Source organism: Mycobacterium sp. NPDC048908 (genome assembly GCF_043197955.1).
Taxonomy (GTDB): domain Bacteria; phylum Actinomycetota; class Actinomycetes; order Mycobacteriales; family Mycobacteriaceae; genus Mycobacterium.
Map to the genome: position 1 here is coordinate 868,539 of NZ_JBICUE010000001.1, position 26,268 is coordinate 894,806.

The 26,268-nt window shown below is 66.4% G+C and carries 20 protein-coding genes; 10 read left to right on the forward strand and 10 right to left on the reverse strand.

All coding sequences use genetic code 11. The annotated features are described in order from the left end of the window. Window positions 1-51: 51 nt before the first annotated feature. Window positions 52-516, reverse strand: coding sequence for a hypothetical protein (locus tag ACGFK1_RS04285; RefSeq protein WP_393426016.1), 465 nt, complete (start codon window positions 514-516; stop codon window positions 52-54). Window positions 517-626: 110 nt separating this feature from the next. Here ACGFK1_RS04285 and nhaA point away from each other — a divergent pair, with 110 nt between their 5' ends. From nhaA to ACGFK1_RS04300, 3 genes are all read left to right on the forward strand, one after another. After that, window positions 627-1,919, forward strand: a complete 1,293-nt coding sequence (nhaA, locus tag ACGFK1_RS04290) for a Na+/H+ antiporter NhaA (RefSeq protein ID WP_393426019.1) — start codon at window positions 627-629, stop codon at window positions 1,917-1,919. Between the two features lie 28 nt (window positions 1,920-1,947). Beyond that, window positions 1,948-3,864 carry a 1-deoxy-D-xylulose-5-phosphate synthase gene (dxs, locus tag ACGFK1_RS04295; RefSeq protein ID WP_393426022.1) on the forward strand — a complete coding sequence of 639 codons (1,917 nt, stop codon included), beginning with the start codon at window positions 1,948-1,950 and terminating at the stop codon, window positions 3,862-3,864. A 68-nt stretch (window positions 3,865-3,932) separates the two neighbouring features. After that, window positions 3,933-4,832, forward strand: coding sequence for an alpha/beta fold hydrolase (locus ACGFK1_RS04300; RefSeq protein WP_393426025.1), 900 nt, complete (start codon window positions 3,933-3,935; stop codon window positions 4,830-4,832). On the opposite strand, the gene ACGFK1_RS04305 is transcribed toward ACGFK1_RS04300, so the two are convergent. The 3 genes from ACGFK1_RS04305 to ACGFK1_RS04315 form a co-directional block, all read right to left on the reverse strand. Next, complete coding sequence (locus ACGFK1_RS04305; RefSeq protein ID WP_393426028.1) at window positions 4,822-6,495, reverse strand: alkaline phosphatase D family protein; 1,674 nt, start codon at window positions 6,493-6,495, stop codon at window positions 4,822-4,824. The genes ACGFK1_RS04300 and ACGFK1_RS04305 overlap by 11 nt on opposite strands. Window positions 6,496-6,566: 71 nt before the next feature. Next, the gene (locus ACGFK1_RS04310; RefSeq protein ID WP_393426031.1) at window positions 6,567-7,847 is read right to left on the reverse strand and encodes an HRDC domain-containing protein; all 1,281 of its coding nucleotides are present in this window, start codon (window positions 7,845-7,847) and stop codon (window positions 6,567-6,569) included. Between the two features lie 2 nt (window positions 7,848-7,849). Continuing rightward, window positions 7,850-8,431 carry a DUF3000 domain-containing protein gene (locus ACGFK1_RS04315; RefSeq protein ID WP_393426034.1) on the reverse strand — a complete coding sequence of 194 codons (582 nt, stop codon included), beginning with the start codon at window positions 8,429-8,431 and terminating at the stop codon, window positions 7,850-7,852. Window positions 8,432-8,589: 158 nt separating this feature from the next. On the opposite strand from ACGFK1_RS04315, the gene hemE reads away from it, so the two are divergent. From hemE to ACGFK1_RS04335, 4 genes are read left to right on the forward strand one after another with little or no spacing between them, the layout of a single operon-like run. Then, window positions 8,590-9,654: a uroporphyrinogen decarboxylase gene (gene hemE, locus ACGFK1_RS04320; RefSeq protein ID WP_393426037.1), complete on the forward strand. Its 1,065-nt coding sequence runs from the start codon at window positions 8,590-8,592 to the stop codon at window positions 9,652-9,654. Further along, window positions 9,651-11,003, forward strand: a complete 1,353-nt coding sequence (locus ACGFK1_RS04325) for a protoporphyrinogen oxidase (protein WP_393426041.1) — start codon at window positions 9,651-9,653, stop codon at window positions 11,001-11,003. Before hemE ends, ACGFK1_RS04325 begins: the two co-directional genes overlap by 4 nt. A 5-nt stretch (window positions 11,004-11,008) precedes the next feature. Beyond that, complete coding sequence (gene hemQ / locus ACGFK1_RS04330) at window positions 11,009-11,704, forward strand: hydrogen peroxide-dependent heme synthase (protein ID WP_393426044.1); 696 nt, start codon at window positions 11,009-11,011, stop codon at window positions 11,702-11,704. Window positions 11,705-11,727: 23 nt separating this feature from the next. After that, entirely contained in the window at window positions 11,728-13,374 is a 1,647-nt protein-coding gene (locus tag ACGFK1_RS04335; RefSeq protein WP_393426047.1) for an NAD-dependent malic enzyme, read from the forward strand. A 158-nt stretch (window positions 13,375-13,532) separates the two neighbouring features. Here the strand turns inward: ACGFK1_RS04335 and ACGFK1_RS04340 are convergent, their stop codons facing one another. Beyond that, window positions 13,533-13,712 (reverse strand): hypothetical protein, encoded by a 180-nt coding sequence (locus tag ACGFK1_RS04340; protein WP_393426050.1) that lies wholly within the window; start codon window positions 13,710-13,712, stop codon window positions 13,533-13,535. Further along, the gene (locus ACGFK1_RS04345; protein ID WP_393426053.1) at window positions 13,712-16,642 is read right to left on the reverse strand and encodes an RND family transporter; all 2,931 of its coding nucleotides are present in this window, start codon (window positions 16,640-16,642) and stop codon (window positions 13,712-13,714) included. Before ACGFK1_RS04345 ends, ACGFK1_RS04340 begins: the two co-directional genes overlap by 1 nt. Before the next feature lie 144 nt (window positions 16,643-16,786). On the opposite strand from ACGFK1_RS04345, the gene ACGFK1_RS04350 reads away from it, so the two are divergent. Then, window positions 16,787-17,530 (forward strand): class I SAM-dependent methyltransferase, encoded by a 744-nt coding sequence (locus ACGFK1_RS04350; protein WP_393426056.1) that lies wholly within the window; start codon window positions 16,787-16,789, stop codon window positions 17,528-17,530. On the opposite strand, the gene msrB is transcribed toward ACGFK1_RS04350, so the two are convergent. Beyond that, entirely contained in the window at window positions 17,527-17,940 is a 414-nt protein-coding gene (msrB, locus tag ACGFK1_RS04355; protein ID WP_393426059.1) for a peptide-methionine (R)-S-oxide reductase MsrB, read from the reverse strand. The two genes, ACGFK1_RS04350 and msrB, sit on opposite strands and share 4 nt — an antisense overlap. Window positions 17,941-18,210: 270 nt before the next feature. Here msrB and ACGFK1_RS04360 point away from each other — a divergent pair, with 270 nt between their 5' ends. Next, window positions 18,211-21,474 (forward strand): LuxR C-terminal-related transcriptional regulator, encoded by a 3,264-nt coding sequence (locus ACGFK1_RS04360; protein WP_393426062.1) that lies wholly within the window; start codon window positions 18,211-18,213, stop codon window positions 21,472-21,474. A gap of 58 nt (window positions 21,475-21,532) precedes the next feature. On the opposite strand, the gene aftC is transcribed toward ACGFK1_RS04360, so the two are convergent. The 3 genes from aftC to ACGFK1_RS04375 are packed head-to-tail and all read right to left on the reverse strand — an operon-like array spanning window position 21,533 to window position 25,214. Continuing rightward, on the reverse strand, window positions 21,533-22,828 hold the full coding sequence (gene aftC / locus ACGFK1_RS04365; protein WP_393426065.1) for an arabinofuranan 3-O-arabinosyltransferase: 1,296 nt from the start codon (window positions 22,826-22,828) through the stop codon (window positions 21,533-21,535). Between the two features lie 21 nt (window positions 22,829-22,849). Further along, on the reverse strand, window positions 22,850-24,415 hold the full coding sequence (locus ACGFK1_RS04370; RefSeq protein WP_393426068.1) for an alpha/beta fold hydrolase: 1,566 nt from the start codon (window positions 24,413-24,415) through the stop codon (window positions 22,850-22,852). 25 nt (window positions 24,416-24,440) lie between these two features. Then, window positions 24,441-25,214: a pyrimidine reductase family protein gene (locus ACGFK1_RS04375; RefSeq protein WP_393426071.1), complete on the reverse strand. Its 774-nt coding sequence runs from the start codon at window positions 25,212-25,214 to the stop codon at window positions 24,441-24,443. Window positions 25,215-25,248: 34 nt separating this feature from the next. Here ACGFK1_RS04375 and zapE point away from each other — a divergent pair, with 34 nt between their 5' ends. Then, complete coding sequence (zapE, locus tag ACGFK1_RS04380) at window positions 25,249-26,268, forward strand: cell division protein ZapE (protein WP_393426074.1); 1,020 nt, start codon at window positions 25,249-25,251, stop codon at window positions 26,266-26,268.

Below are 26,268 nucleotides of genomic sequence, written 5' to 3' on the forward strand. Positions count from 1 at the left end.
TTCTGCACTGCCGCCGCGGTTTTACCGGCCATTGCCGCGACTGTCGTGTCGCTATCCTCGGGCGAAGTGCCGCTGCAACCGTCGGTGCCGGTGTCCGAACAGCGCGCGCAGCGCCGCTGCCACTATCGGGGTCGCAGGGCGCAGCGGCGCCCGCAACTGAAATGTGATGCGGTCGCGGACAACGGCTTTGGATCCTCCGTCGGGCGTGACCGAGCGCTGGTGCCGCCACACACGCATACTCATCATCGTCGAGCGCTCGTCGAAGCTGCGTCCCGGCTGCAGTTCCGCGATGGTCAGCCGGTCATAGTCGAACGGGGCGACGCCGAACAACCGCAGCCACGCCCGCCCGATCGGCACGCCGACCGGCACATTGTCCACAGTGAGCCCGACGGCGGCGCGCGGCATCGTCATGGTCATCCACGGGCGGACTTCGTCGTTGATGCCCTCGGGTGTGACCACCCGCGCCCAGACCTGGTCGGCAGGCGCATCGATGACGCTCTGCCGTTCGATGATCATGACGATTCACGGTAAACGTGCGCGCCGCCCTTCGGGGCGCTACGTTGAGCCGCAGGTGTGCCGGGAAGGCTGGTCGGCAGTCGATGGACGCTGACCAGAAAGCACACACGATGACCGATCGCCGCGACAAGGCCCGCAACCGCCTGCTGACGCGCGGCTCATGGTCGGAGGCCAAGCGGTTCGCCGGGATTCTTCGGGAGGAAACCGTCGGCGGCGTGCTGTTGTTGATCGCCGCGGGACTGGCTGTCGGATGGGCGAATTCGCCGTGGTCGCACCTCTACCACACGCTGTCCGATTCCACCGTCGGCCCCCAGTCGATACACCTGCAGCTGCCGGTCTCAGCGTGGGCGGCGGACGGGCTGCTGGCGATCTTCTTCTTCGTCGTTGGGCTGGAACTCAAGCGGGAGTTCGTCGCGGGCGATCTCCGCGATCCGCGGCGCGCGGCCCTGCCGATCCTGGCGGCCGTCGGTGGCATGGTGGTGCCCGCCGCGATCTTCGTCGTCATCAACCTTGCCGCAGGCCATCGCGAGAATGTGATCGGCTGGGCGGTGCCGACGGCCACCGACATCGCGTTCGCGGTCGCAGTACTCGCGGTGTTGTCGACACACCTGCCCACCGCGCTGCGTACCTTTCTGCTGACCCTGGCCGTCGTCGACGATCTGCTGGCGATCATCGTCATCGCGGGCTTCTACACCGACCACCTCGCACCGGTGCCGTTGGCCCTGGCGTTGATCCCGGCCGGGCTGTTTGCGGTGGCCGTTCAGCGCGGGTTCGTGCGGTGGTGGTTATTGGTGCCGTTGGCCGTCGCCACCTGGGCGCTGGTGCATGCCAGCGGGGTGCACTCCACCGTGGCGGGCGTGCTGCTCGGCTTCACCGTGCCTGTGCTCGGCAGGCACGCGTCGGCGGAGAGTTTCGAACACCTCCTGCGGCCCCTGTCTGCGGGGCTTGCGGTGCCGGTGTTCGCCTTCTTCGCCGCGGGGGTGACGGTGGGTGGATGGTCGGGCCTTGGCGCCGCGTTGGGACACCCCGCCGCGCTCGGTGTCATTGCCGGCCTGGTCATCGGCAAGCCGCTCGGCGTGTTCGGCACCACCTGGCTGCTGGCCAAGTTCACCCATGCCGCCCTCGACGAGGACCTGGCATGGCGCGACGTATTCGGCGTGTCGCTGCTGGCAGGCATCGGTTTCACGGTTTCGTTGTTGATCGGTGAACTTGCGTTCGGTCACGGCACCCCGGCCGGCATCGACGTCAAGATCGGGGTGCTCGTCGGATCCGTTATCGCAGGTGTATTGGCTGCGGCGGTGTTGTCGAGCCGCAACGCGGCTTACCGTCGAATCCACCTGTCCGAAACTGCGGACGCGGATCACGACGGGGTGCCCGACATCTACGAGTCTCGGCACGACTGAGCCACCGGCGCGTGGCTACACTGGCCTAATGCTTGAACAGATCCGCGGTCCCGCTGATCTGCAGCACCTCTCCCAGTCGCAGCTGAGCGATCTGGCGCAGGAAATCCGCGAGTTCCTGATCCACAAGGTCGCTGCAACCGGCGGGCATCTCGGCCCCAATCTGGGTGTGGTCGAGCTGACGCTCGCCCTGCATCGCGTGTTCGACTCCCCGCACGACCCCATCCTGTTCGACACGGGCCACCAGGCCTATGTGCACAAGATGCTGACGGGCCGCAGCCACGACTTCGGCACGCTGCGCAAGAAGGGCGGCCTCTCGGGCTATCCGTCACGCAGCGAGAGCGAGCACGACTGGGTGGAGTCCAGCCACGCCAGCGCGGCGCTGTCCTACGCCGACGGTCTCGCCAAGGCGTTCGAGCTGTCGGGGCACCGTAACCGGCACGTCGTCGCCGTCGTGGGCGACGGGGCGCTGACCGGCGGCATGTGCTGGGAGGCGCTGAACAACATCGCAGGCGCACGGCGGCCGGTCGTGATCGTCGTCAACGACAACGGCCGCAGCTACGCACCGACCATCGGCGGTTTCGCCGAACACCTGGCCGGACTGCGGCTGCAACCGGGCTACGAAAAAGTCCTCGACGAGGGCAAGCGCGCACTTCGCGGTGTACCGCTCGTCGGTGAGCTCTGCTACCAGTGCCTGCACAGCGTGAAGGCGGGCATCAAGGACGCATTGTCGCCGCAGGTGATGTTCACCGACCTGGGCCTGAAGTACGTCGGCCCCATCGACGGCCACGACGAGCACGCGGTGGAGACCGCGCTGCGCCAGGCCCGCAATTTCAAGGCGCCGGTGATCGTGCACGTCGTCACCCGCAAGGGCATGGGCTATCCGCCCGCGGAGAACGACGAAGCCGACCAGATGCACTCGTGCGGCGTGATCGACCCGGAGACGGGTCTGGCCACCTCGGTGCCCGGGCCTGGCTGGACGTCGGCGTTCTCCGATGCGCTGATCGGCTACGCCGGGCGACGGCGTGACGTCGTCGCGATCACCGCCGCCATGCCGGGCCCGACCGGCCTCACTGCGTTCCGGCAGCGGTTCCCCGACCGGTTCTTCGACGTCGGCATCGCCGAGCAGCACGCGATGACGTCGGCCGCGGGCCTGGCGATGGGCGGCATGCACCCGGTGGTGGCCATCTATTCGACGTTCCTGAACCGGGCGTTCGATCAGGTGATGATGGACGTCGCGCTGCACAAGCTGCCGGTGACCATGGTGCTGGACCGCTCCGGCGTCACCGGACCCGACGGCGCCAGCCACAACGGCATGTGGGACTTGTCCATGCTGGGCATCGTGCCGGGCATGCGCGTTGCGGCACCGCGCGACGGCGCCCGGCTACGCGAGGAACTCGGCGAGGCGTTGGACATCAACGATGGTCCGACCGCCATTCGGTTCCCGAAAGGTGATGTGGGCGAGGATATTCCGGCACTCGAGCGGCGCGGCGGCATCGACGTGCTGGCCGTGCCCGCCGACGGCATGTCGGAAGACGTGCTGCTCGTCGCAATCGGCCCGTTCGCCCCGATGGCGTTGGCCGTCGCCGAGCGGCTGCGTAACCAGGGCATCGGAGTCACGGTCGTCGACCCGCGCTGGGTGCTGCCGGTGCCCGCGGCTCTCGGCGAGTTGGCGCGTTCGCACAAGCTCGTGGTCACCGTCGAGGACAACGGCGTCGCCGGCGGCATCGGTTCGGCGGTGTCGGGTGCGCTGCGGGGTGCGGAGATCGACGTCCCGTGCCGCGACCTCGGCTTGCCGCAGGAGTTCTTCGACCAGGCCTCGCGTGGTGAAGTGCTTGCCACTATCGGCCTGACCGATGCGAACATCGCCCGCCAGATCACCGGTTGGGTGGCGGCGCTCGGTACCCGCGCCTCAGAGCCCGAACCCTCACTCCGCGAGCAGACGTAACTCGCCCGAAAGCGCGGCGTGTCGGGGACTTTTGCGTCTGCTCGTGACCAGACAGGAGCCTCGCGGATATGGATGCTGAGCTCGAGCGCTGGAAGTCCGGCGGGCAGCACTTCGACTACCTGGGTTTCGACGTTTTCTACCGGGTCGAAGGCAGTGGGCCTCACCTGGTACTCATCCACGGCTACCCGTTCAATTCGTGGGACTGGGCGCCGCTGTGGGATCGCCTGACCGAGCGCTTCACCGTCGTTGCCCCCGACATGCTCGGCATGGGATTCTCCGCCAAACCCGTCGCTTACGAGTACTCCGTGCACGACCACGCCGACATGCACGCGGCGCTGTTGACGCATCTGGGTGTCGGTTCGGCGCACATCCTGGCCCATGACCTTGGCGACTCCGTCGGACAAGAACTGTTGGCCCGTCATCAGTTTCGCGAACAGGTCTACGGCGGGTTGCACATCGAGTCGATCACCTGGCTCAACGGCGGTCTGTTCAACGAGGCATACACCCCTCGGTTGATGCAGAAGCTGATGTCACGAACTCCGTTGGGCGACATCATGAGTCCGCTGCAGGGCAGCCCGCTGTCGAGGCGGATCATCGAGCCGACGATCAACGAGATGTTCGGCCCGAAAACCAAACCGACGCGGCGGATGCTCGACCTGTTCCACGAAGTGCTGGAGTACAACGACGGAAAGCGTGTGCTGCACAAGGTCGGCCGGTTCGTCACCGACCGCTACGCGCACCGCAATCGGTGGGTGCGGGCGATGCGGGAGACGGCTGTCCCGATGCGGTTGATCGACGGACCCGTCGACCCGAACTCGGGCAGGCACATGGCGCAGCGCTATCTCGAGGTCATCCCCGATCCCGACGTCGTGATGCTCGACGACGCGATCGGGCACTGGCCGCAGATCGAGGCGCCCGATGCGGTGCTGGAACACTTTCTGGCCCACATCGAGCGCGTCACCTCCTAGCGCGAACCGGGCCCACCCGCTCGGCGTCAGGCGCGGTCAGCGGCACCCTGCTGACGGTTTCGAGGGCGCCCGATTCGGTCGGTTGCTCGAAGACGACTTCGGCATCGAGGCCGGAGATCTGCAGCAGCGCGATGGTGTTGCCGAACAGCGGACCGCAGACATCGGTCCACGTCACCGGCAACGCCGGCGCCCCTCGGCGCCGTGCCCACCGGCGCATCACCGGCGCAAGCCGGTGCGACCATCCGATCTTGAAGGCTGGCTTGACGTAGCCGGGCACCTTGTTGTGTACCGGTGAGCAGACAAGCTGATGGACCGCCGCGGTCGGCGAACCGCGGCGCGAAGAAGGCAGTCGAGCGCGGGCGACGTAGCTGTGGTGAACGTCCCCCGAGAGCACGGTGACGGTCGTCGGGCCGCCCGAATGCGTAGCCACCCGGGTGATCATCTCGGTCAAGCGCACAAACGACTTGAAGAACGCCCCCCAGTGCTCGAAATCTGCTGCCTGGCGGAGGTTTTCGGCCAACTTACCGCGCCACCCACCGCGGTCGGCAGCCATCTCGTTCAACGTTTCCAGATCGGAGAGGACGGGCGGAAGGAGCCACGGCACCGATGAGCCCAGGATGAGGTGGTCGACTTCGTCGATGCCGTCGGCGGCCTGGTCCTCGAGCCAACCGAACTCCCGTTCGCCGATCATCATGCGCATCCCGGAGTCGAGGATCCGGCCGTTGCGGCTGTCCATCATGATGAACCGGCTGCGGCCCAGATCCCATCGGTAGCTGAACCGAACACCCTTGTTCGCGTCGACCTCGGCGTCCGCGCGGTCGGCCAGCTCAACCAGCGCCGACCAGATGTCGCCGTCGATGTCGCGCAGGCCCTGGTAATCCTGATCGGCGGCCAACTCCTGTGGGCTGAGGTTTCCCAGATGCTGGTACACCCAGTACGACGCCAACCCGGCCCGGATCCGGTCTCGCCACCAGGGCTGCGTGTTGATTTCGGCCCGCCATGCCGCTGACGTGTTCCAGTCGTCGCGGATGTCGTGGTCGTCGAAGATCATCGCGGTGGGAATCGTGGACATGATCCAGCGAATCTCGGGGTCACTCCACGAGTGGCGGTAAAGCTGCTCGTACTCGCCGAACGTGACGACCTCCTCGGGCGGCCGTGTTCCGTGCCTGCGTCGGCGGCCCGCGATGCGCCTGCGCGCCTCGGGCGTGAGTTCGTCGGCGTACACCTGGTCGCCGAGCAGGATCAGCATGTCGGGCCATTGATCGATCGGCTGCGTGGCCATCCGGTCGGCGTACCGGTCGAGTGCGTCGTCGCCGAATTCGTCGTCGATGTCGGGCACCCCAGTCTTGGGATATCGGCAGGAGCCGAAGACGACGCTCAGCCGGTGTGCCGAGTCCCCGCCGCGAGTGCGGATCACACTGGGCGGAAACGGCGAATCGGGGAGCGGCCACACCCGCTCGCCGTCGATGTCCACATGGTACGCAGTCGTGGAGTTCTCGGCGAGACCGGTCACCTCGACCAGCGCGTAGTGGTGATCCTGGACCTCAAAAGTCGTTGCGGTGCAACCGAGAACCGTGACCGTGGCGGCACGATCGGTCTGCACCCATACCAGCGCGGTCGTATCGTCGACATGTCGGAGCACGGGACCGAGCAGCAGCGCCACCAACCCAGACTAGGCACCCACCTACCGCGAGCAGACACAAACCCGCATCTGCGGCGCCGTTTTGTGCGAGTTCACGTCTGGTCGCCGGGCGGTGTCCCTGGCTCGCCCTCGGAGTTGAGCGCCTCGGCAAGGACCGGGTCCGCGAGTTCGCACTGCCACGGCCTGGCCCCGGCGTCGCGCAGGAAGGTGTCGACAGCCGCGACGGTATCGGCGACCGGATGCCAGTCCCAGCACAGCCTTCGGACGATTTCGGGTGAGACCAGGTTCTCCGCCGGCACCGAAACCTTCTGCGACAGTTCATTGAGCGCGGCCCTGGCCGCCTCCAGTCGGGCCGCCGCCTCGGGTTTACGTCGAGACCAGCGTGACGCGGGCGGTGGCCCGTTCGTCGATTCCTGCGCCTCGGGGGGCTCCGCGGTCCTGGCCCTGGCGAGCGCATCCAGCCACACCTGTGCACTGCGGCGCTGCCGGTTGCCGCCGAACACCGGTAGTTCGGTCAGCTTTTCGATGGTGTCCGGGTTGACCGTTGCGGCGTTGATGATCGCCGAGTCGGGCAGAATCCGCCCCGGCGCGATGTCGCGTCGGCGGGCGATGTGATCCCGTGTCTGCCACAACTCCCGAACAGCGGCCAACGCCCGCGGATTGCGTACCTTGTGGATGCCCGACGTGCGCCGCCACCGGTCGCGTCGGGTCGGCGTCGGCTCGAACGTCCGCACGAACTCGAATTCCTGTGCCGCCCAATCAGTTTTGCCTTGTTCAGCCAGCACCGCGTCGATCGCGTCGCGCAGGTCGAGTAGTACCTCGACGTCGAGCGCGGCATAGTTCAGCCAGTCGTGCGGCAGCGGGCGCTTCGACCAGTCGGCCGCGCCGTGACCTTTCATCAGCTGCAGCCCCAGCAGTCGCTGCACCATAGCGGCCAGATTCACCCGGTCATAGCCTGCCAACCTGCCCGCCAGTTCGGTGTCGTACAGCTTCGGCGGCCTGATCCCTATCTCGGCCAGGCACGGCAGATCCTGGTCGGCCGCATGCAGCACCCATTCGTCGGTGGCCAGCACGGCGGCGACCGGGGCCAGCGTCTCGATCGGGTCGCTGCCGTGGTTGACGGGGTCTATGAGCACGGTGCCCGCACCGGCGCGCCGGATCTGCACCAGATAAGCGCGGTTGGAATACCGGAAGCCCGATGCGCGCTCGGCGTCGACCGCAAACGGCCCGTGGCCTGATGCCAAAACATCTGCGGCTCTAGCGATTTCGCTGCGGCTGACCGACAACGGCGGCACGCCGTCACGTGGCGCGAGCAGCGGGGTGGCCTCGGCCTCCTGCTGCAGCGCCTCGGCGGCCTGTTCGGAATCCGCCATCGTCAGGCGCGCGTGCGGGAGCTCAGATCGGTGACCCCGGCCGGAGGCAGGCCCGCCGCGTGCTCGAGCACCGCACAGAACGCCTGCACGTGCGGGCCCAGCTCGAGCGTGGTCGCGGTCCATGACGCCCGCAGCTCGAGTTGGTGGGCGCGCGGCGGCCCTGAGATGTCGCCGAAGCGCACCGACGTGGTGGCGGTGACCGTGCCGCCCAACGCGGTCATGTGCTCGGCGCGCGACTCCAGCGCCTCGACCAGCCAGCTCCACGCCACGTCGGGCAGCAGCGGGTCGAGGGCCTCACTGGGGTCGAGGTCGGCCTGGATGTAGGCGACCAGCCGCATCGTGCCGTCCCACGCCTCGGCGCCCTCGGGATCGTGCAACAGGATGAGCCGACCGAACGCATCACCTTCGGACCGCTCGGGGACGATCGCTGTTTCGGGGTGCCGAACCTCGGCGCCCAGCGCATAGCTGAACGGCGCCAGCCGCTGCGGCGGGCGAATCGGGCCGAGCTCGATTTCCGGTCGCACGGTGGTGGCATTCATCGCCGCCACCGCTTCACGGAACTGAGCCGGTTCAGCGGTGGTCATGCCGTTTGACGCTAGACCATATTGGCTGGTCTGTGCGCAGGCGCGCCGATTTTGTGCCCGACCGGTACCCCCACTCCAAGGCGTAATGATCTTGTTCTGCACGGTTGCTGCAGCGACCTGCAGGAGGCGGCTGAGCAGGCGTGGCAGCATTGGAGCCGATGACTAACCGCCGCACGCTGCCCGACTCGCCCTACCTGGCCGCGGTCACCGGCCGCAAACCCAGCCGGGTGCCGGTGTGGTTCATGCGGCAGGCCGGCCGATCGCTGCCCGAATATCGGGCGCTGCGGGCCAAGAACACGATGATGCAGGCGTGCTTCGACCCCGAGTTGATCACCGAAATCACCCTGCAGCCGATCCGCAGGCACGGGGTCGACGCGGCTATCTTGTTCTCCGACATCGTCGTGCCGCTGCGCGCTGCAGGCGTCCAACTGGACATCGTGCCCGACGTCGGGCCGGTGATCGAGCACCCGGTGCGCGCCATCGCCGACGTCAAGGCGATCAAAGACGTTGACTCACAACAGGTTGCCCCCGTTGCGCAGGCCGTCTCGCAGTTGATCACCGAGCTCGGCGATGTCCCGCTCATCGGGTTCGCCGGTGCGCCGTTCACGTTGGCCTCATATCTCGTCGAAGGTGGACCGAGCAAACATCACGAGCGGACGAAGGCGATGATGCTCGGCGACCCCGGAACCTGGCACGCGCTGATGTCGGCCCTGACCGACATCACGATCGCGTTCCTGCGAACCCAGTTGGACGCGGGCGTCGACGCGATCCAGGTCTTCGATTCGTGGGCGGGAACGCTGTCGCTGGCCGATTACCGCAGCTACGTGCTGCCGCACAGCACCAACGTGTTCGCCGCACTGGCCGGTGCCGGGGTGCCGATGACGCACTTCGGGGTGGGCACCGCCGAGTTGCTCGGCGCGATGTCCGAGGCGGTCTCGGCGCATGGCGCGCCTGCTGTGGTCGGAGTCGACTGGCGGACCTCGCTGTCCGACGCGGCCTCCCGGGTACAACCCGGCACCGCCTTACAGGGCAACCTCGACCCCGTCGTCCTGCTGGCCGGCGTCGAGGTGGCCCAGCACGCGGTGCGTGCTGTGGTCGAGGACGGTCGGCGTGCCGTGGACGCCGGTGCGGTCGGCCACGTGTTCAATCTCGGCCACGGTGTGCTGCCGAGCACCGACCCGGCCGTCATCACCGACGTCGTGACATTGGTGCACTCGTTGTGACCACCTCGTATGCCGTTGTGGGAGGCGGGATTTCGGGGTTGGTCGCAGCTTACCGGCTGCGCGTGGCATGGCCGACCGCGACGATCACGGTGTTCGACCCGGCCGATCGACTTGGCGGAGTGCTGCGCACCGAGCGGATCGGCGGCCAGCCGCTGGACGTCGGCGCCGAGGCGTTCATCGCGCGACGGCCGGAGGTGCCCGCGCTGCTGGCCGAACTCGGCCTGACAGGCAGGCAGATCGCCACGACGGGGGCCCGGCCGCTGATCTACAGCCAGCGCAAGCTGCACCCGCTGCCCGCCGCCACTGTGCAGGGCATTCCGTCGCAGCCGCAGGCGCTGGCCGGGCTCGTCGACGACAGCGCGATCGGGTGGATGCTCGCCGAACAGACCCGGCCGTTCTCGTGGCGGCCCGGCGCCGACCCCTCGGTGGCCGACCTGGTCGCAGACCGGTTCGGCGAGCAGGTGGTGACTCGGTCGGTGGATCCGCTGCTGGCCGGGGTGTACGCCGGATCGGCGGCCACGATCGGCGTGCGCTCGGCCGTCCCGACCCTGGCAACTGCACTGGACAGGGGAGCGCGCAGCCTGACCGAGGCCGTGCGCGATGCGCTGCCACCCCCGTCGACGGGGCCGGTGTTCGGGGCGGTCGATGGCGGCTACGCGGTGCTGGTCGATGAGTTGGTGCGCAGGGCGGGGATCCGGTGGGCCCAGGTCGCCGTGCAACACCTCGACCGTGTGCCGCAGGGCTGGGCGCTGGTCGACGACGAAGGGCAGCGCTGGCACGCCGACGCTGCGGTGCTTGCCGTTCCGGCGCCACGGTTGCCGCGGCTGATCGAAACAGTGGCACCGCGAACGGCCGTGGCCGCACGCCGCATCGAGGTGGCGTCCTCGGCGCTGGTGGCGTTGGGCCTGCCAGGTGGCACACCGCTGCCGGACCAGTCGGGCGTGCTGGTGGCCGGCGGAGAACCCGTGCGGGCCAAGGCGATCACGTTGTCGAGCCGCAAATGGGGTCAACGGGGCAACGTCGAACTGGTTCGGTTGTCGTACGGCCGGTTCGGCGACGATCTGGCGCGCAACGCAGGCGACGAGGACCTGCTGGAGTGGGCATCGCGGGATCTGGCCACGGTCTTCGGTGTCGCCGTCGAACCAGTGGATTGCCATGTGCAGCGCTGGATTGACGCGATGCCGCAGTATGGGCCCGGGCACCAGGACGTGGTGGCCGAACTGCGGGCCGGCCTGCCCCCGACGCTCGCGGTGGCGGGCGGCTATCTGGACGGCATCGGGGTGCCCGCGTGTGTGGCCGCCGCGACAAGGGCGGCCGCGTCGCTGGTCACCGCGCGCGTGGCACGATAGACGGTATGGCCAAGCTGGATTTCGACGAGCTCAACGCGACCATCCGCTACCTGATGTTCTCGGTGTTCGCGGCACAACCTGGGGCACTTGGTGACGAGCGTGCGGGTGTGATCGACGAGATGGCGACGTTCCTCAAACAGCAGGAGGAGCGTGGCGTCGTGGTGCGCGGCCTGTACGACGTCGCGGGCATGCGGGCTGACGCGGATTTCATGATGTGGACGCACGCCGAGACAGTGGAGGCGCTGCAAGCGACGTATTCGGATTTCCGCAGGACGACCACGCTGGGCCAGGCCAGTTCTCCAGTGTGGAGCAGCGTCGCGCTGCACCGCCCCGCCGAATTCAACAAGAGCCACATCCCCGCGTTCCTCGCGGGTGAGGAACCGGGCAACTACGTCTGCGTGTATCCGTTCGTTCGCTCCTACGAGTGGTATCTGCTGCCCGACGAGGAGCGCCGCCGGATGCTGGCCGAGCACGGGATGGCCGCACGAAGCTACAAGGACGTGCGGGCAAACACCGTGCCCGCCTTCGCGCTCGGCGACTACGAGTGGATCCTGGCGTTCGAGGCGCCGGAGTTGTACCGCATCGTGGATCTGATGCGCGACCTGCGGGCTACCGACGCCAGGCGACACACGCGTGAGGAGACCCCGTTTTTCACCGGCCCGCGCATTCCAGTGGAAGAGTTGGTCAACAAACTCCCGTAACCTCTCCGCCGGAAGGACCCCAGTTGTCTGAGGCCAAGACTGGACGAGACCTGCTGTTCGACGCGTTGCAGACCAAGGGCACAGCCTTCACTCACGAAGAACGGCGCACGTACGGCCTGCTGGGACTTCTTCCGACCGCGGAGAAGACGCTGGAACAGCAGGTCCAGCATTCCTGGAACGAGTTCTCCACTCGCCGTGAGGGTCTCGACAAGCACATCTACCTGCGCGCGCTTCAGGATCGCAACGAGACGTTGTTCTACCGCCTGCTGCGCGACAACATCGCCGAGACGATGCCGATTGTCTACACCCCGACGGTTGGTGAAGCGTGCCAGCGGTTCAGCGAGATCTACCGTCGACCGCGGGGGCTGTTCGTGTCGTATCCGGACAGGGCCGAACTGCGCGAGGTGCTGCGCAACCGTCCCCATCGTGACGTCGACGTGATCGTGGTGACCGACGGTCAGCGCATCCTCGGGTTGGGCGATCAGGGCATCGGCGGAATGGGCATCCCGATCGGGAAGCTCTCGCTTTACACCCTGATCGGCGGCATCGACCCGGCGCGCACACTTCCGATCGTGCTCGACGTGGGCACCGACAACGTCGAATTGCTGGAGGACCCCCAGTATCTCGGCTGGCGGCACCGGCGGATCGGCGACGACGAGTACTACGCGTTCATCGACGAATTCGTCGCCGCGGTGCACGAGGAACTTCCCGATGTCCTGCTGCAGTGGGAGGACTTCGCGACGTCACACGCACTGCCGATCCTCGAGCGCTACCGCGACAAGTTGCTGACATTCAACGACGACATCCAGGGCACCGCCGCGGTGACGCTCGGCGCGCTGCACGGCGCGGCGAAGGTGGCCGGCCGTCCAGTATCGCAACAGCAGGTCGTGATGCTCGGTGCGGGCTCGGCGGGCATCGGCGTTCTCGACATGGTGCAGCGCGAGATGGTGGCCCAGGGACTGACCGAAGCTGATGCCGCGGACCGGATCTGGGTCGTCGACGTGGTCGGACTGCTCACCGACGACCGCACCGACCTGTCTGCGGAGCAACGGAAGTTCGCGAAACCACCGGAGGTGGTGTCAGCTTGGGGCCTGTCGGGTCCCGCGCAACTCGCCGACGTGGTACACCACGTCGATGTGGGCGTGCTGCTCGGTTTATCCACGGCGGCAGGAGCTTTCACCGAAGACATCGTGCGTGAGCTTGCCGGCAAGACCGAACGGCCCATCATCTTCCCGCTGTCGAACCCGACCAGTCGCGCGGAAGCGCACCCCGCCGAGTTGGACGCCTGGACCGACGGGCGGGCGCTGATCGCCACGGGCTCGCCGTTCGCGCCGCTGCATCGTGACGGGGTCGAACGGCCAATAGCACAGTGCAACAACGTTTATATCTTCCCGGCGATGGGCCTCGCCGTCACCGCGGCGCAGGCCACCAGGGTGACCGACGAGATGATGCGCGTCGCCGCTGCCGCGCTCGGCGACGAGTCACCCGCGCTGGTCGACCCGACTCAGCCGCTGCTGCCTGCCTGGACGGACGTCCCCGCGGTCGCCATCCGCATTGCGCATGCGGTGGGACTGCAGGCCATCGCCGACGGCGTTGCTCCGCATCGCACCGCCGAACAGCTCAACCAACGAATCGCCGAGGTTCGCTGGATTCCGCAGTACCACAGCTGAAGCTACGGCGTTGTGGCGCAGCGCCTTACAGCTGCCTGAACGCTGTGAACGGTGCGCATAGTCGATTCGCATCCTGTCGTCAGCCCGATTCCAGTTTGGCGGCGTTGACTAAAAGCACAGTCCACGATGGAGCAGACAGCGATGAACCTCAGACCGATTCAGCAGTTGCGGTTGTGTGCCGCACTGATGGCTAGCAGCACCTTGATCGTGCTGGGTGGCGCGGCGGTTTTCCATACCCAGGGCGCCGACGTCACCGCGGCGGGAAGCTCGAGCGGGGCAGGTCCCGCCACGTCGACACCTCCAACGAAGCCGGCGATCACGAAAGCGGTGCCCAGCATCACGGGTCCTGCCCCGTTGTACGCGGGGGAGGGGCCGGACTCGAACCCGCAGGCGCCGATTCCCTAGCCCTGGCAGCGACCAACCGCCTCATTCGCGCCGACATCGGTTGTGACTTCACCCGCTGCGGCCACCAGAACCAGGTGCCGAGCAGCGCCGCAATCGACGGTGTCATGAACGCGCGAATGACCAGCGTGTCGAACAACAGGCCCATGCCGATAGTGGTGCCGATCTGGGCGACTACCACCATGGTGCTCACCGCCATCGACATCATCGTGAAGGCGAATACCAGGCCCGCCGCGGTAACGACGGAACCGCTGCCGCCCATGGCGCGGATGATGCCGGTGTTGATTCCTGCCGGGATCTCCTCTTTCATCCGCGCCACCAACAGCAGGTTGTAGTCGGCACCGACCGCCAACAGGATGATCACCGCCATCGCCATCACCATGAATTGCAGTTGGATGCCCAGCAGGTGCTGCCAGAACAGCACCGACAGCCCGAACGAGGCGCCGAGCGACAGCACAACGGTGCCGACGATGACGGCCGCTGCCACCACACTGCGCGTGATGAGCAACATGATGATGAAGATCATGGTGAGCGCGGCGACGCCTGCGATCAACAGGTCGTAGCGGTTGCCGTCCTCCATGTCCTTGAACGTCGACGCGGTGCCGCCGATGTAGACCCGCGAGCCCTCCAGTGGCGTGCCCTTGATGGCTTCGAACGCGGCATTCTTGATGGCGTCGATGCGCTTGATGCCGCCGGCCGACAGCGGGTCTTCCTCGTGGGAGATGATGAACCGGACGGCATGGCCGTTGGGCGAGATGAAGTTGTCCATGCCGCGCTGAAAGTCTTTGTTGTTGAAGATCTCTGGCGGCAAGTAGAAGGTGTCGTCGTTCAGCGAGTCGTTGAACGCATCACCCATCGCGGTCTGGTTCTCGTTCATCGCATGCTGCTGATCCTGCATGCTCGACTGACTCGATTGCATGCTCAGCATCATGTCGCGCGCGTTCTTCATCGTCTCGATCGTCGGCGGCATCGTCGCGATCATCTGCGGCATGAGAGCGTCGAGTCGATTCAGATCGGGCAGCAGACTGATGAAGTCGTCGGTCATGGTGTCGACGCCGTCGAGCGCGTCGAAAGTGGACCGCAGCGACCAGCAGATCGGGATGTCGTAGCAGTGCGGTTCCCAGTAGAGGTAGTTACGCACGGGCCGGAAGAAATCGTCGAAATCGGCTATGTGGTCCCGCAATTCGGCGACGTCGACGGCCATCTGATTCGACTTGCCGACCATGCTGTGCGTCGTCGCGCTCATCTCTTCCATCAGCACGATCATCCGGTCCATCGTGTCGACGGTCTTCTGCATGTCGTTGGCCTGCACCTTCATCAGGGCCATCACGTTGTTCATGTAGTCGCGGTTCATCTCCTGAAAGGTGCCGCTCATGCTCATCTGCGCCGGAATGGTGCTGAACTTGATCGGCTTACCCTCAGGCCGCGTGATCGCCTGCACCCGACCGATGCCGGGCACTCTGGTCACGGCCTTGGCGATCCGCTCGATCACCAGGAAGTCCGCCGAATTGCGAAGGTCGTGATCGGTCTCGACCAGCAGCATCTCCGGGTTCATCCTGGCGACCGGGAAGTGTCGTTCAGCCGCCGCGAAACCCTCGTTGGCGGGAAGGTCGGGCGGTAGGTACTTGCGGTCGTTGTAGCTGGGTTCGTAACCGGGAAGTGTCAGCAGGCCGATCAATGCGAGAAAGATCGTCATGGTCAAGATCCAGCCCGGCCATCGAACGATGGCGGCTCCCAGACGTCGCCAGAATCGGATTCGCATCGCGCGCTTGGGCTCTAGCAATCCGAACCGGCTTGCCACGGTGATCAGCGCCGGGCCAAGAGTCAGCGCCGCGAACACACCGACAACCATGCCCACCGCGAGCGGGATACCCAACGTCTGGAAGTAGGGCAGTCGGGTGAACGACAGGCAGAACGTGGCGCCCGCGATTGTCATGCCCGAACCGAGCACCACGTGGGCGGTGCCGTGGAACATCGTGTAGAACGCCGACTCTCGGTCCTCGCCCGCGGTGCGGGCTTCCTGGTAGCGGCCGATCAGGAAGATCGCATAGTCGGTGGTGGCCGCGATCGCGAGGGTCACCAACAACTGGGTGGCGAACGTCGACAGCCCGATCAGGTTGTGATAACCGAGAAACGCGACCACACCGCGGGTCGCCGACAACCCCAGCATCAGCATCAGCAGCACCAGCACGACGGTGAAGATCGAGCGATAGAAGAACAGCAGCATCGTGATGATGACGACGATCGTGGCAATCTCGATCATTCGGACGCTGCTGTTGCCCGCTTGTTCCTGGTCGGCCTGCAGTGCGGGGCCTCCGGTGACGAAGACCTTGACGCCGGGCGGCGGAGACAGGCCGTCGACGAGCTTTTGCACCGCGGCGACGGACTCGTTGCCAAGGGCCTCGCCCATGTTTCCGGCGAGATAGACCTGCACGTACGCGGCCTTGCCGTCTTCGCTCTGGGCGCCGGCGCGGGTCAACGGGTCGCCCCAGAAGTCCTGGATGTGCTGGACGTGCTTCTTGTCGACCTTCAGCTTGGCGACCATGTCGTCGTAGAACCGGTGCGAGTCAGGGCCGAGAGCCTTGTCGCCCTCCAGCACGATCATCGCCGAGCTGTCGGAATCGAACTCTTCGAAGACCATGCCGATGCGCATCATCGCGGCCACCGACGGCGCCTCTTTCGGAGACATCGACACCGACCGCATTTCGCCGACGACCTCGAGTTGCGGCACGGTCAGGTTCAGGAAAACGATCAGAGCGACCCAGCCGAGGATGATCGGGATCGCCAACCGGCGAATCCACTTCGCTATGCCGAGTCGCGGTGACTTGTCCGCGGCGGTTGCGGGGGCGATAGTCGGAGTGCTCAACACCGTCCTCGGGGGTTGGTTTGCGCCTAGTCAACCAGATCCCGCCGGATATTAGTTAGCTCCCGTTCGAATCGTTCGCGGCCGGTCGGCGGCCGATCTGGGCTCTGACCGGCGCGTTCAGTTAGTCGGCCTATCCTCGGCGGCATGACTGCTCCCACGGATCCGGACCGCTTCGACGAGATGTATCGCGACCAGCGGAGATCTCATGGTCTGCCCGCCGCTACGCCGTGGGACATCGGCGGTCCGCAACCCGTCGTGCAGCAACTGGTGGCGCTCGGCGCGATCAAGGGCCACGTGCTGGATCCGGGCACGGGTCCCGGCCACCACGCAATCCATTACGCATCGAAGGGGCTGTCGGCCACCGGCATCGACGCATCACCCGCGGCTATCGAACGGGCTCGGCAGAACGCTCGAGTCGCCGGTGTCGAAGTCGAGTTCCAGGTCGCCGACGCGACAAAGCTCGACGGTTTGGACGGCCGGTTCGACACGGTCGTCGACTGCGCCTTCTATCACGTCTTCACCGATTCGCCCGACCTGCAGCGGTCGTATGCGCAGGCCCTGCACCGCGCCACCAAGCCGGGCGCGCGGCTGTACATGTTCGAGTTCGGCGCGCACAACGTCAACGGCTTCAAGATGCCGCGGTCGCTTTCAGAAGACGACTTCCGCCTGGTGTTGCCGCCCGCGGGCTGGGAGATCACCTACCTGGGCCCGACCACCTACCAGGGCAATATCAGCCTGGAAACGTTCGAGGCGATGGCGGCGCGCAACCCGGACGCCGCCGCGCAGATTGCTCCGCTGATCGAACGCATCCGCGTCATCGAACCGTGGCTGGTCGACGGCCGAATGCACATGCCGTTCTGGGAGCTACACGCCAGCCGGGTCGACTAGCCTGCCGGCACCAGTCGCAGCGAGATCGAGTTGATGCAATACCGCTGGTCGGTCGGGGTCGGATAACCCTCGCCCTCGAAGACGTGGCCGAGGTGGCTGTGGCAGTTGGCGCACAACACCTCGACGCGGTGCATGCCCAGCGAGTCGTCGGAGCGAAGGATCACCGCATCGGAGTCGGCCGGGTCGAAGAATGACGGCCAACCGCAGTGCGATTCGAACTTCTCGCTGCTGCGGAACAGTTCGGCGCCGCAGGCCCGGCACGCGTAGACGCCTTCGGTTTTGGTGTCGGTGTACTCACCGGTGAAGGGCCGCTCGGTGCCCGCCTCGCGAAGGACGTGGAACTCCTCAGGCGTCAGCTTCTTACGCCATTCGTCGTTGGTGAGCTGCAGTTTGGGGGCCGGTGTGGTCATGGCTCCACGCTAGCTCGTTCGTGCGCATATGCGAATGCGGCCGCTTCGTGGGCGACGTCGAACTCGCGCTCTGTCACCATCTGTCCGTCGCGGAACTCCGCCACGCTGAGCCGCGTCCATGCGTACCGCTCGCCGTCGCGCCCGACGTCGCGAGCAGACGCAAAGCTGCCCATTTTTGCCGCGGAATGGTCACTTTTGCGTCTGCTCGCGCCATTCGAGTAGGCCATTTGGCCGATGTTTCGCCGTCGCGGTGGCCCCACGCTGGCTAACATGAGCCAGACCGACTGGAGCGACCTCGGCATGACGGAGCTACTGCCAACAGGCATGGTGACGCTGCTTCTTGCCGACGTCGAGGGGTCTACCCGGCTTTGGCAGAGCCGATCCGAGGAGATGACGGCGGCGGTCGCGCGACTGGACGGTGTGCTCGCCGAGGTGGTCGCCACCCATCATGGCGTCCGCCCCGTCGAGCAAGGCGAGGGCGACAGCTTCGTGCTGGCCTTCGCGCGTGCCAGCGATGCGGTCGGATGTGCCCTGGATCTGCAGTTGGCGCCACTGGCGCCGCTGCGACTGCGGGTCGGGGTGCACACCGGCGAGGTGCAGTTGCGCGACGAGGGCAACTACATGGGCTCGACGATCAACCGCGCTGCGCGCCTGCGGGATCTGGCCCATGGCGGTCAGACGGTGCTCTCCGGGGCGACCTACGAGATGGTGGCGGATCGACTTCCGGATGGGGTGTGGGTGCGCGAACTCGGTTCTCATCCGCTGCGGGACCTGCCCCGTCCCGAACGGGTGGTGCAGTTGTGCCATCCCGATCTGTGTAACGAGTTCGCACCGCTACGAGCCGCGAAACCCACTGCAGCACAGAATCTTCCGGTCCATCTCACCAGTTTTGTCGGGCGCGGCGCTCAGATCGCCGACGTGAGTCGGTTACTCGACGAAAACCGACTGGTGACGCTGACCGGTGCGGGCGGCGCGGGTAAGACCCGGTTGGCGATCGAAGTCGCGGGTCAACTTCATGTGCCCGACGGTGTCTGGTACGTCGACCTGTCACCGATCACGCATCCCGAGGTGGTGCCCGTCGCGGTCGCGCGTGCATTGGGCCTACCCGATCAACCGGGTCGCTCGACCGACGACACGCTGATCCGGTTCATCGGTGATCGGCAGTTGTTGATCGTGCTCGACAACTGTGAGCACCTTCTCGACGCCAGCGCCTCGATGATCGGCACCCTCCTCGGCGCGTGCCCTGAACTCAAACTGCTGACCACGAGTCGGGAACCGTTGGGGATCCCAGGGGAAGTGACATTCGTGGTGCCATCACTGTCGCTGGACGACGAGGCGATCGAATTGTTCACCGACCGTGCCAGGCGAGCACAGCCGGAATTCGCCGTCGCCGAACACAATGCCGCGACGCTGGGCGAGATCTGCCGACGCCTCGATGGCATGCCGTTGGCCATCGAACTCGCCGCCGCGCGGGTGCGGGCGCTGACGCTCGACGAAATTCTCGACGGATTGCACGATCGCTTCCGTTTGTTGACCGGCGGGGCCCGTCGATCGGTGCGGCGCCAGCAGACGCTGCACGCGTCGGTGGACTGGTCGCATGCGTTGCTGACGGATGGTGAACGGACGCTGTTCCGTCGACTGGCGGTCTTTCTGGGCGGATTCGATCTGGAGGCCGCCCACGCCGTCGCCGGGGATGACGGCGCGCAGCGCTACCAGACGCTCGACCAACTCAGCCTGCTCGTCGACAAGTCTCTGCTGACGACCGAAAACGTCAGCGGCAGAACGCGATACCGGTTCCTGGAGACCGTGCGCCAATACGCTCTGGAGAAGCTGGGCGAATCGGGGGAGGCCATAACGCTGGGTGACCGGCACCGCGATTACTACACCTCGTTGGCGGCCGGTCTGGACTCGCCGGGTGACGTCGCAGACGCGCAGCGGCTGGAACATGTGCAAACCGAGTTCGACAACCTCAGGGGAGCCTTCGCATGGAGTCTGGAGAACGAGGCGAGCGAACCCGCTCTCAGGCTCGCAACATCGCTGTTGCCGCTGTGGTTTTGCAGGTGGCGTCACCGTGAAGGTCTGGCTTGGCTGGCCGCCGCCCTCGCCGCAGAAACCTCAAAGGACGATCCGGCGCGTGTGCGAGCGCTGGCATATCAAGGCATGCTGATGTGCTTCACCGGCATCACCGGAGGCATGCCGATCGTTGACGAGGCGCTTGCGCTCGCGCGGCAGATCGAGGAATCTCACGTCCTCATCAGCGCTCTCATCGCGCACGGTGTCGGATATGCCCAAGACGCCGGGACTGCTCGTGCTGACTTTGAGGAAGCCGCCACTGTCGCTCGCGAACTCGGCGATCAGTGGCGGTTGAGTCAGGTGCTCGGCTGGCAAGTGATGGCAGCTATGGCCGTGGGGGACCACGCTGCGATCGAAGCGGTGGCGCGCGAAGGCAGTGCGCTGGCCGATGGGATAGGCGACGGTTACAACGCACGGATATGCCGTCTGGGGGTGTGCAACGCGCATACGTATCGCGGGGAAGTGAACCAGGCGGTGGAAAAATTGTCCGACGCACTGGCAGAAGCAATGACTGCACGCGATCCGTTCTGCGAGTTGACCGCCCAGCTGAATCGGCTCTTCGCGCTGGCCTGGCGGGGCGACGTGGACGGCGCTCAAGAGGTGCTGGATGTGCTTCTCAGCGACCAGGTTTCACTCGGCGACCTCGTCGACCGGGTGGTGCACTCGGGGATCGGGCTGTTGAGGCAGGCGGCCGGCGATGCTGTCGCCGCGCGCGACGCCTATGCAGTGGCGCTGCAGCGCACGCCGCTGACGCCGCAGACGGTGTCCACGTACGTGATCGCTCCGCTGCCACTGGTGGCCTGTGGCGATCTCGGTGCCGCCCGTCGCTTGGCCGACGAGATCGCGGCGGCGTCGACGGGTATTTCGCTGGTGGCCGGGGTGGCGGTGCGGGCCCGCGTTGCCCTCGCCCAGGGCGAGTCCGAACGAGCGGAGCTCGACGCGCGTGAGGCGCTGGCCCTTGGCGCCGAATGCCACGGTTATGTGATGATTCCGGACACCTTCGATTGCCTCGGCTACCTGGCCGGTGATGCCGGTAACCACCGCGAAGCCGCTCGGCTGTTCGGCATGGCTGACGCCGCTCGGCGGCAAACCGGCATCACTCGCTTCAAGATATTCGACGATGAACACGCACACCGACTTGCGGCCGTTCGAGACAATCTGGGCGACAACGACTTTCAGTCAGCATGGGATGAGGGTGCGGCGCTCACCATCGAGGAGGCAATCGCCTACGTGCGTCGCGGCCGCGGCGAGCGCAAACGCTCGTCGAAGGGATGGGCGTCGTTGACGCCGACCGAACTCGACGTCGTCCGATTGGCCTGCGACGGCCTGGCCAACAAGGAAATCGCATCGCGGCTGGTCGTGTCGCCCCGCACGGTGCAGGCGCACCTGTCACACGTCTACTCGAAGCTGGGCGTCACCTCACGGATGCAACTGGCCCAAGAGGCCAGCAGGCACACGTGAGCGCGAGCAGACGCAAAGTTGCCCATTTTTGGCGCGAAATAGGCAGTTTTGCGTCTGCTCACGCTTGAACCGGCACCGGTTCCTTCGGTTTCACCCACACCGGGTCGATGCCGTCGTCGAGGCGACCGTCGGCCTTGGCGTCGAGGTAGCGGAAGTAGAGCACGCTGAACACAACGATGAGCATCAGACACCAGCCGTAGGTGAACTTCATGTACTCCAGGTACCGCCCGGTCGTCGGCCAGTGCCCGAGCAGCCATCTGTCGGCGCTCATGAAGCCGTAGATCGCCAGCCACGCAGGCCAATTGCGGATCACCGAATTCGACAGCACCACCGTCATCAGGAACGGGAACAGCATCATCGAGTAGTAGCCCTGGCCCAGCGACAGCACCAGGTACGACGCGATCAGCAGCACACCGGACGACGTCGCCATCCAGAACAGCGGATCGCGGGTGCGGTAGTAGCGGTACAGCAGCCACAGGCTGACGACCGCCAGCACCAGGAACGCCAAGCGCAGCAACAGAATCAGCCACGACGGCAGGCCGTAGTACGTGCCGTTGCCGTCGATCGAGCTGTTGAAATAGTCGCGCGTCTTGAAGATGTACCGCAGTGTGCCGGTGACGAAGTTCATCGGGTCGCTGACCAACGGCCACGCGACCGCGTTGAAAATCAACGGCATCAGGAACGCGGTCACCAGCGCGCGCCACTGCCGGTTCAGCAGCGGCAACAACAACAGCGGGCCGAGCAGCGGCTTCACCACCAGCGTCAGCCCGATCGCCACCCCCGCCCACCACTGGTGGTTGACCTTGCCGTCGAGTAGCCACCGGAAGAACAACACCTCCAGCAGCAGGATGCAGCCGTTGATGTTGCCGAAAACCAGTGTGTTGACCACGCTTTCGGTGCAGAACATCGCGACCAGCAGAGCGGGCAACGCCACCGAGGTCCACGAGAACTTGAACAGCTGCACCAGCAGGACCGCCGCGATGATGATCGCGATCGTGTTGAACGTGATGAACCAGTAGCGCGATGCGTCGACGGGCAGGTAGCCGAAGGGCGCCATGATGAGCGTGCCGCCGGGTGGATAGAGGTAGTGCGGGTCGACGTAGTCGAAGTGTTCGTTGTAGATGTCCCAGCCCATTTTGAAGTTGACGACCGCGCGGTACACCGGGCCGTAGTCGTCGGTGATGTAGCCGTTGGTGGCCAGGACATAGCTGCGATGGATGATCATCACGATCGCGATCGGCCACAGGATGGACCGCAGCACCGTCGCGATGGTTGGCGCCGAGGTACGGGGCGCGAACGCTTTCAACAGGCCGGTTCGGATGGAGTCAGCAGCCGCCACCAGCGCACCGTACACCGATCAGCCTGCAGGCCCGTGTCAGGCCGGGCAGTAGGTGTCGGTCGGCGGGAGGTTACCGCTGTCCAAGTAGCCGATGACCGGCGGCAGCGCGCATTGCGAGTAGATGCTGGCGCCGTGCCCGATGCCTTGCCAGATCACCCGCTTGCTGGTGGTGCCTGCGTTGATCATCGTCGCGCCGACCGCCGCCACGCCCTCGTTGCCGACGATCGGATCGTTCTGCACGCCCAGCAGCATCACCGGGATCTTCAGGTTCTTCGGGTCCTGCGGCGCCGAGCCGCTCGGCCAGTTCAAGCACTTGACCAGGCTGAGCGCACCCACGGCGCCGAACTGCGGGTACAGCTTGGGCCAGGCGACCACCAACTCGCGGACCCGGTCGGGGGTTGGCCGGTTCAGCGCGTCACTGCAGCCGTTGACGAACTGGCCGTCGGTCTGGCGCAGATTCTCGGCGGCGGTGATGAGGTTGGTCATCTGGTTGGTGTCGCCTGCCCGCGCCGCTGCGACGGCCCCGGCCAGGTCGTTGCCGGAGTTGACGCGGTCACCGCGCGGATAGGCCAGCGCCGTCGAAATCGCATCGGCGACCGACGACACCGACGCCCCGCCCGGTCCGCTGCCGCTTCGGGCTGAGTCGAGCAGCGCGTCGATCGCGCCCTTGGGGTCCGGCGCCAGCGGGCAGTTGGTCGCCAGGCATTGCGCGGCCCAGGCGTCCAGTGCGGCCTGCTCACCCTTGACCCGCTGCTCGGTGGCGGCCTCGGCGGCGATGCCAAGCGGCAGCGGTGAGTCCAGCACCAGCCGGGCCACCTTGTTCGGATGCGACCCCGCGTACGCCAGCGCGACCTGCGCCCCGTTGCCGACACCGAGCAACGCGACCGTCGGCACGTCCCAGGTGCTGCGCAGGCGTTCGATGTCCTCTGCGGCGTGCGAGTTGTCGTAGGCGGAGTCGCCGGGCGCGATGGTGTCGGTGCAACTGGTGGAGGCCGTCTGCGTGATCGCGCCGAGGTTGGCCACCGGGTCGTCGCCGGACTGGAACTGCGCCTGGTCGATCATCTCCTGGCGGTCGTAGAGGTCGCGGCAGTCCAGCGCCCCTGACATGCCGGTGCCACGGCGGTCCACCGCCACAATCGGACGGGACTTGAGCACGTCGGCGCCTGCGCGGTTCAGCCACACCGGCAGCTGCGTCGACGAGGGCAGATCCGATCCCGTGGTCATCACCAGCGGGCCGGCGTCCTTCGGCGTCTGCACCGAGGTGGCTCGCACCACGCCGATGCTCACTGTCCCGGTGGCGCCGTTGATCGGGTCGAGGTCGGCGTCGTAGCTGGCGCAGTCCAGCTTCACGCCTGGGATCGACTGGACGGCGGCCTCGCTGAATACACGTGACGTGCAGTCACGCCAGGACAGGTCGTTCTTCGGCGCCGCGATCGGCGGCGGGCCTGCCGCCGGTTTCGTGGTCTGCGGCGCGCCCTGCGGATGCGCACCGGCATCGGTCGCGTAGCGGGGGTTGGCTGCAAGGCCTGGTGCGCACGCGGCGACGAAGGCCAAGACGGTTGCCAGGCTCAGAACCTGGACGAGCTGACGACGCCGACCCATGCCGACCAGGGTACTGATGGTCGGCCTAGACACCTCTGACGTAGCGGGTGTAGAGGTAGCCCTCGTCGTCGGTGAGCACATGAGCGCAGCGCATCCCGATGCGCACCTGGTCCGTACCGGTGGCGATGCGTTGGGACGGCCCGCCGACGAGGACCGGGGCGATGGTCAGGCACAGCTCGTCCAGCAGGGCGGCCTCGATCAGCGACCCCAGGAACATCGGGCCGCCCTCTGTGAGCACCCGGTGCAGTCGACGCTCGGCGAAAATCGACAACACCGTGGCGGGGTCGACGGTGTCGGGCTGCGGACCGGACGCGTCGATCACCTCGGCCACTGACCCGAGCCTGCGCACGGCGTCGTCGAACCACCGGCGGCAGGTCAGGATCAGCGGCGGCACCTCGGTGCGGGTGAACAACAGCGCGGACGGATCGAGTTCACCTGACCGGGTGACCACAGCGATCGGCGGCACCTCGGCCTGGCCGCGGCGCTGACGTTCCTGTCGGGCGGCAACCGGAAGTTGGGCGCCCGAGTAGTTCTCGATGCGCACGGTGGCGGCGCCGACCAGGATCACGTCGGCGGTTTGTCGCATCAACGCGAACACCGCTCGGTCGCCTGCTCCGGCGAGGCCACCGGCCTTGCCCGCATCGGTGGCGCCGCCGTCGAGGCTCGCGATCATGTTGCCGCGCACCCAGCACGACTGCAGACCGTCTGGGTAGGCGTAGAACTCGGCGAGGCGTCGCTCCTCCACCGATTCGGTAGAGCCGAGCACTGTGAGCTGCGTCCCGGCACCGTCGTCAGGCATACGCAGAATTGCAGCACGTCGCTAAGGTGCGTGCATGCACGGGTCCAGCGGGGTGGCACATCTGGTCGGTCGGCACCCGAGCGTCACGCCCGAGCGACTGATCGCCCAGTTGGTCCCGCCGCCGACGTTTTCCGACGTCAGCTTCGACACCTACAAGCCGGATGCCGCGGAGCCGACACAAGCGGCGGCCGTGCACGCGTGCCGGCACTTCTGCGAGCAGGCCGTCGAGCGGCGGGCAGGCAAGAAGAAGCTTTTCGGCAGGCGTGAGGCGCTGCCAGGGGTGGGCATCTACCTCGACGGCGGGTTCGGCGTCGGCAAGACGCACCTGCTCGCGTCGTCGTATTTCGAACTTCCCGGGCCGAAGGCGTTCGCCACGTTCGGCGAGATGACCCAGCTGGCCGGGGTGTTCGGCTTCGCCGACTGCATCGAGTTGCTGGCCGACTACACCGCGGTGTGCATCGACGAATTCGAGCTTGACGACCCTGGTAACACCACGCTGATCTCGAGGCTGCTGTCGGAGTTGGTGGCGCGCGGGGTGTCGGTGGCGGCGACGTCCAACACGCTGCCCGACCAGCTCGGCGAGGGCCGCTTCGCCGTACAGGACTTTCTGCGCGAAATCCACACGCTCGCAAGCATTTTCACGTCAGTGCGGATCGACGGGCCAGACTACCGGCATCGGGATCTGCCGCCGGCTCCTGACCCGCCGAGCGATGACCAAGTCGCGACGCGTGCAGCCGAGGTGCCGGGCGCGACACTGGACGATTTCGATGCGCTGTGCGATCACCTGGCGACCATGCACCCGTCGCGCTATCTCACCCTGATCGAAGGTGTCACAGCGGTGTTCATCACCGGCGTGCATCCGATCGACGACCAGAACGTCGCATTGCGGCTGGTGTCGCTGACCGATCGGCTGTACGACGCGGGCATTCCCGTGGTGGCGTCGGGGACCAAGCTGGACACCATCTTCTCGGCCGAGATGCTCGCGGGCGGTTTCCGGAAGAAGTATCTGCGGGCGATGTCCCGGCTGCTGGCGCTGTCCCGCGAGCAGACATAG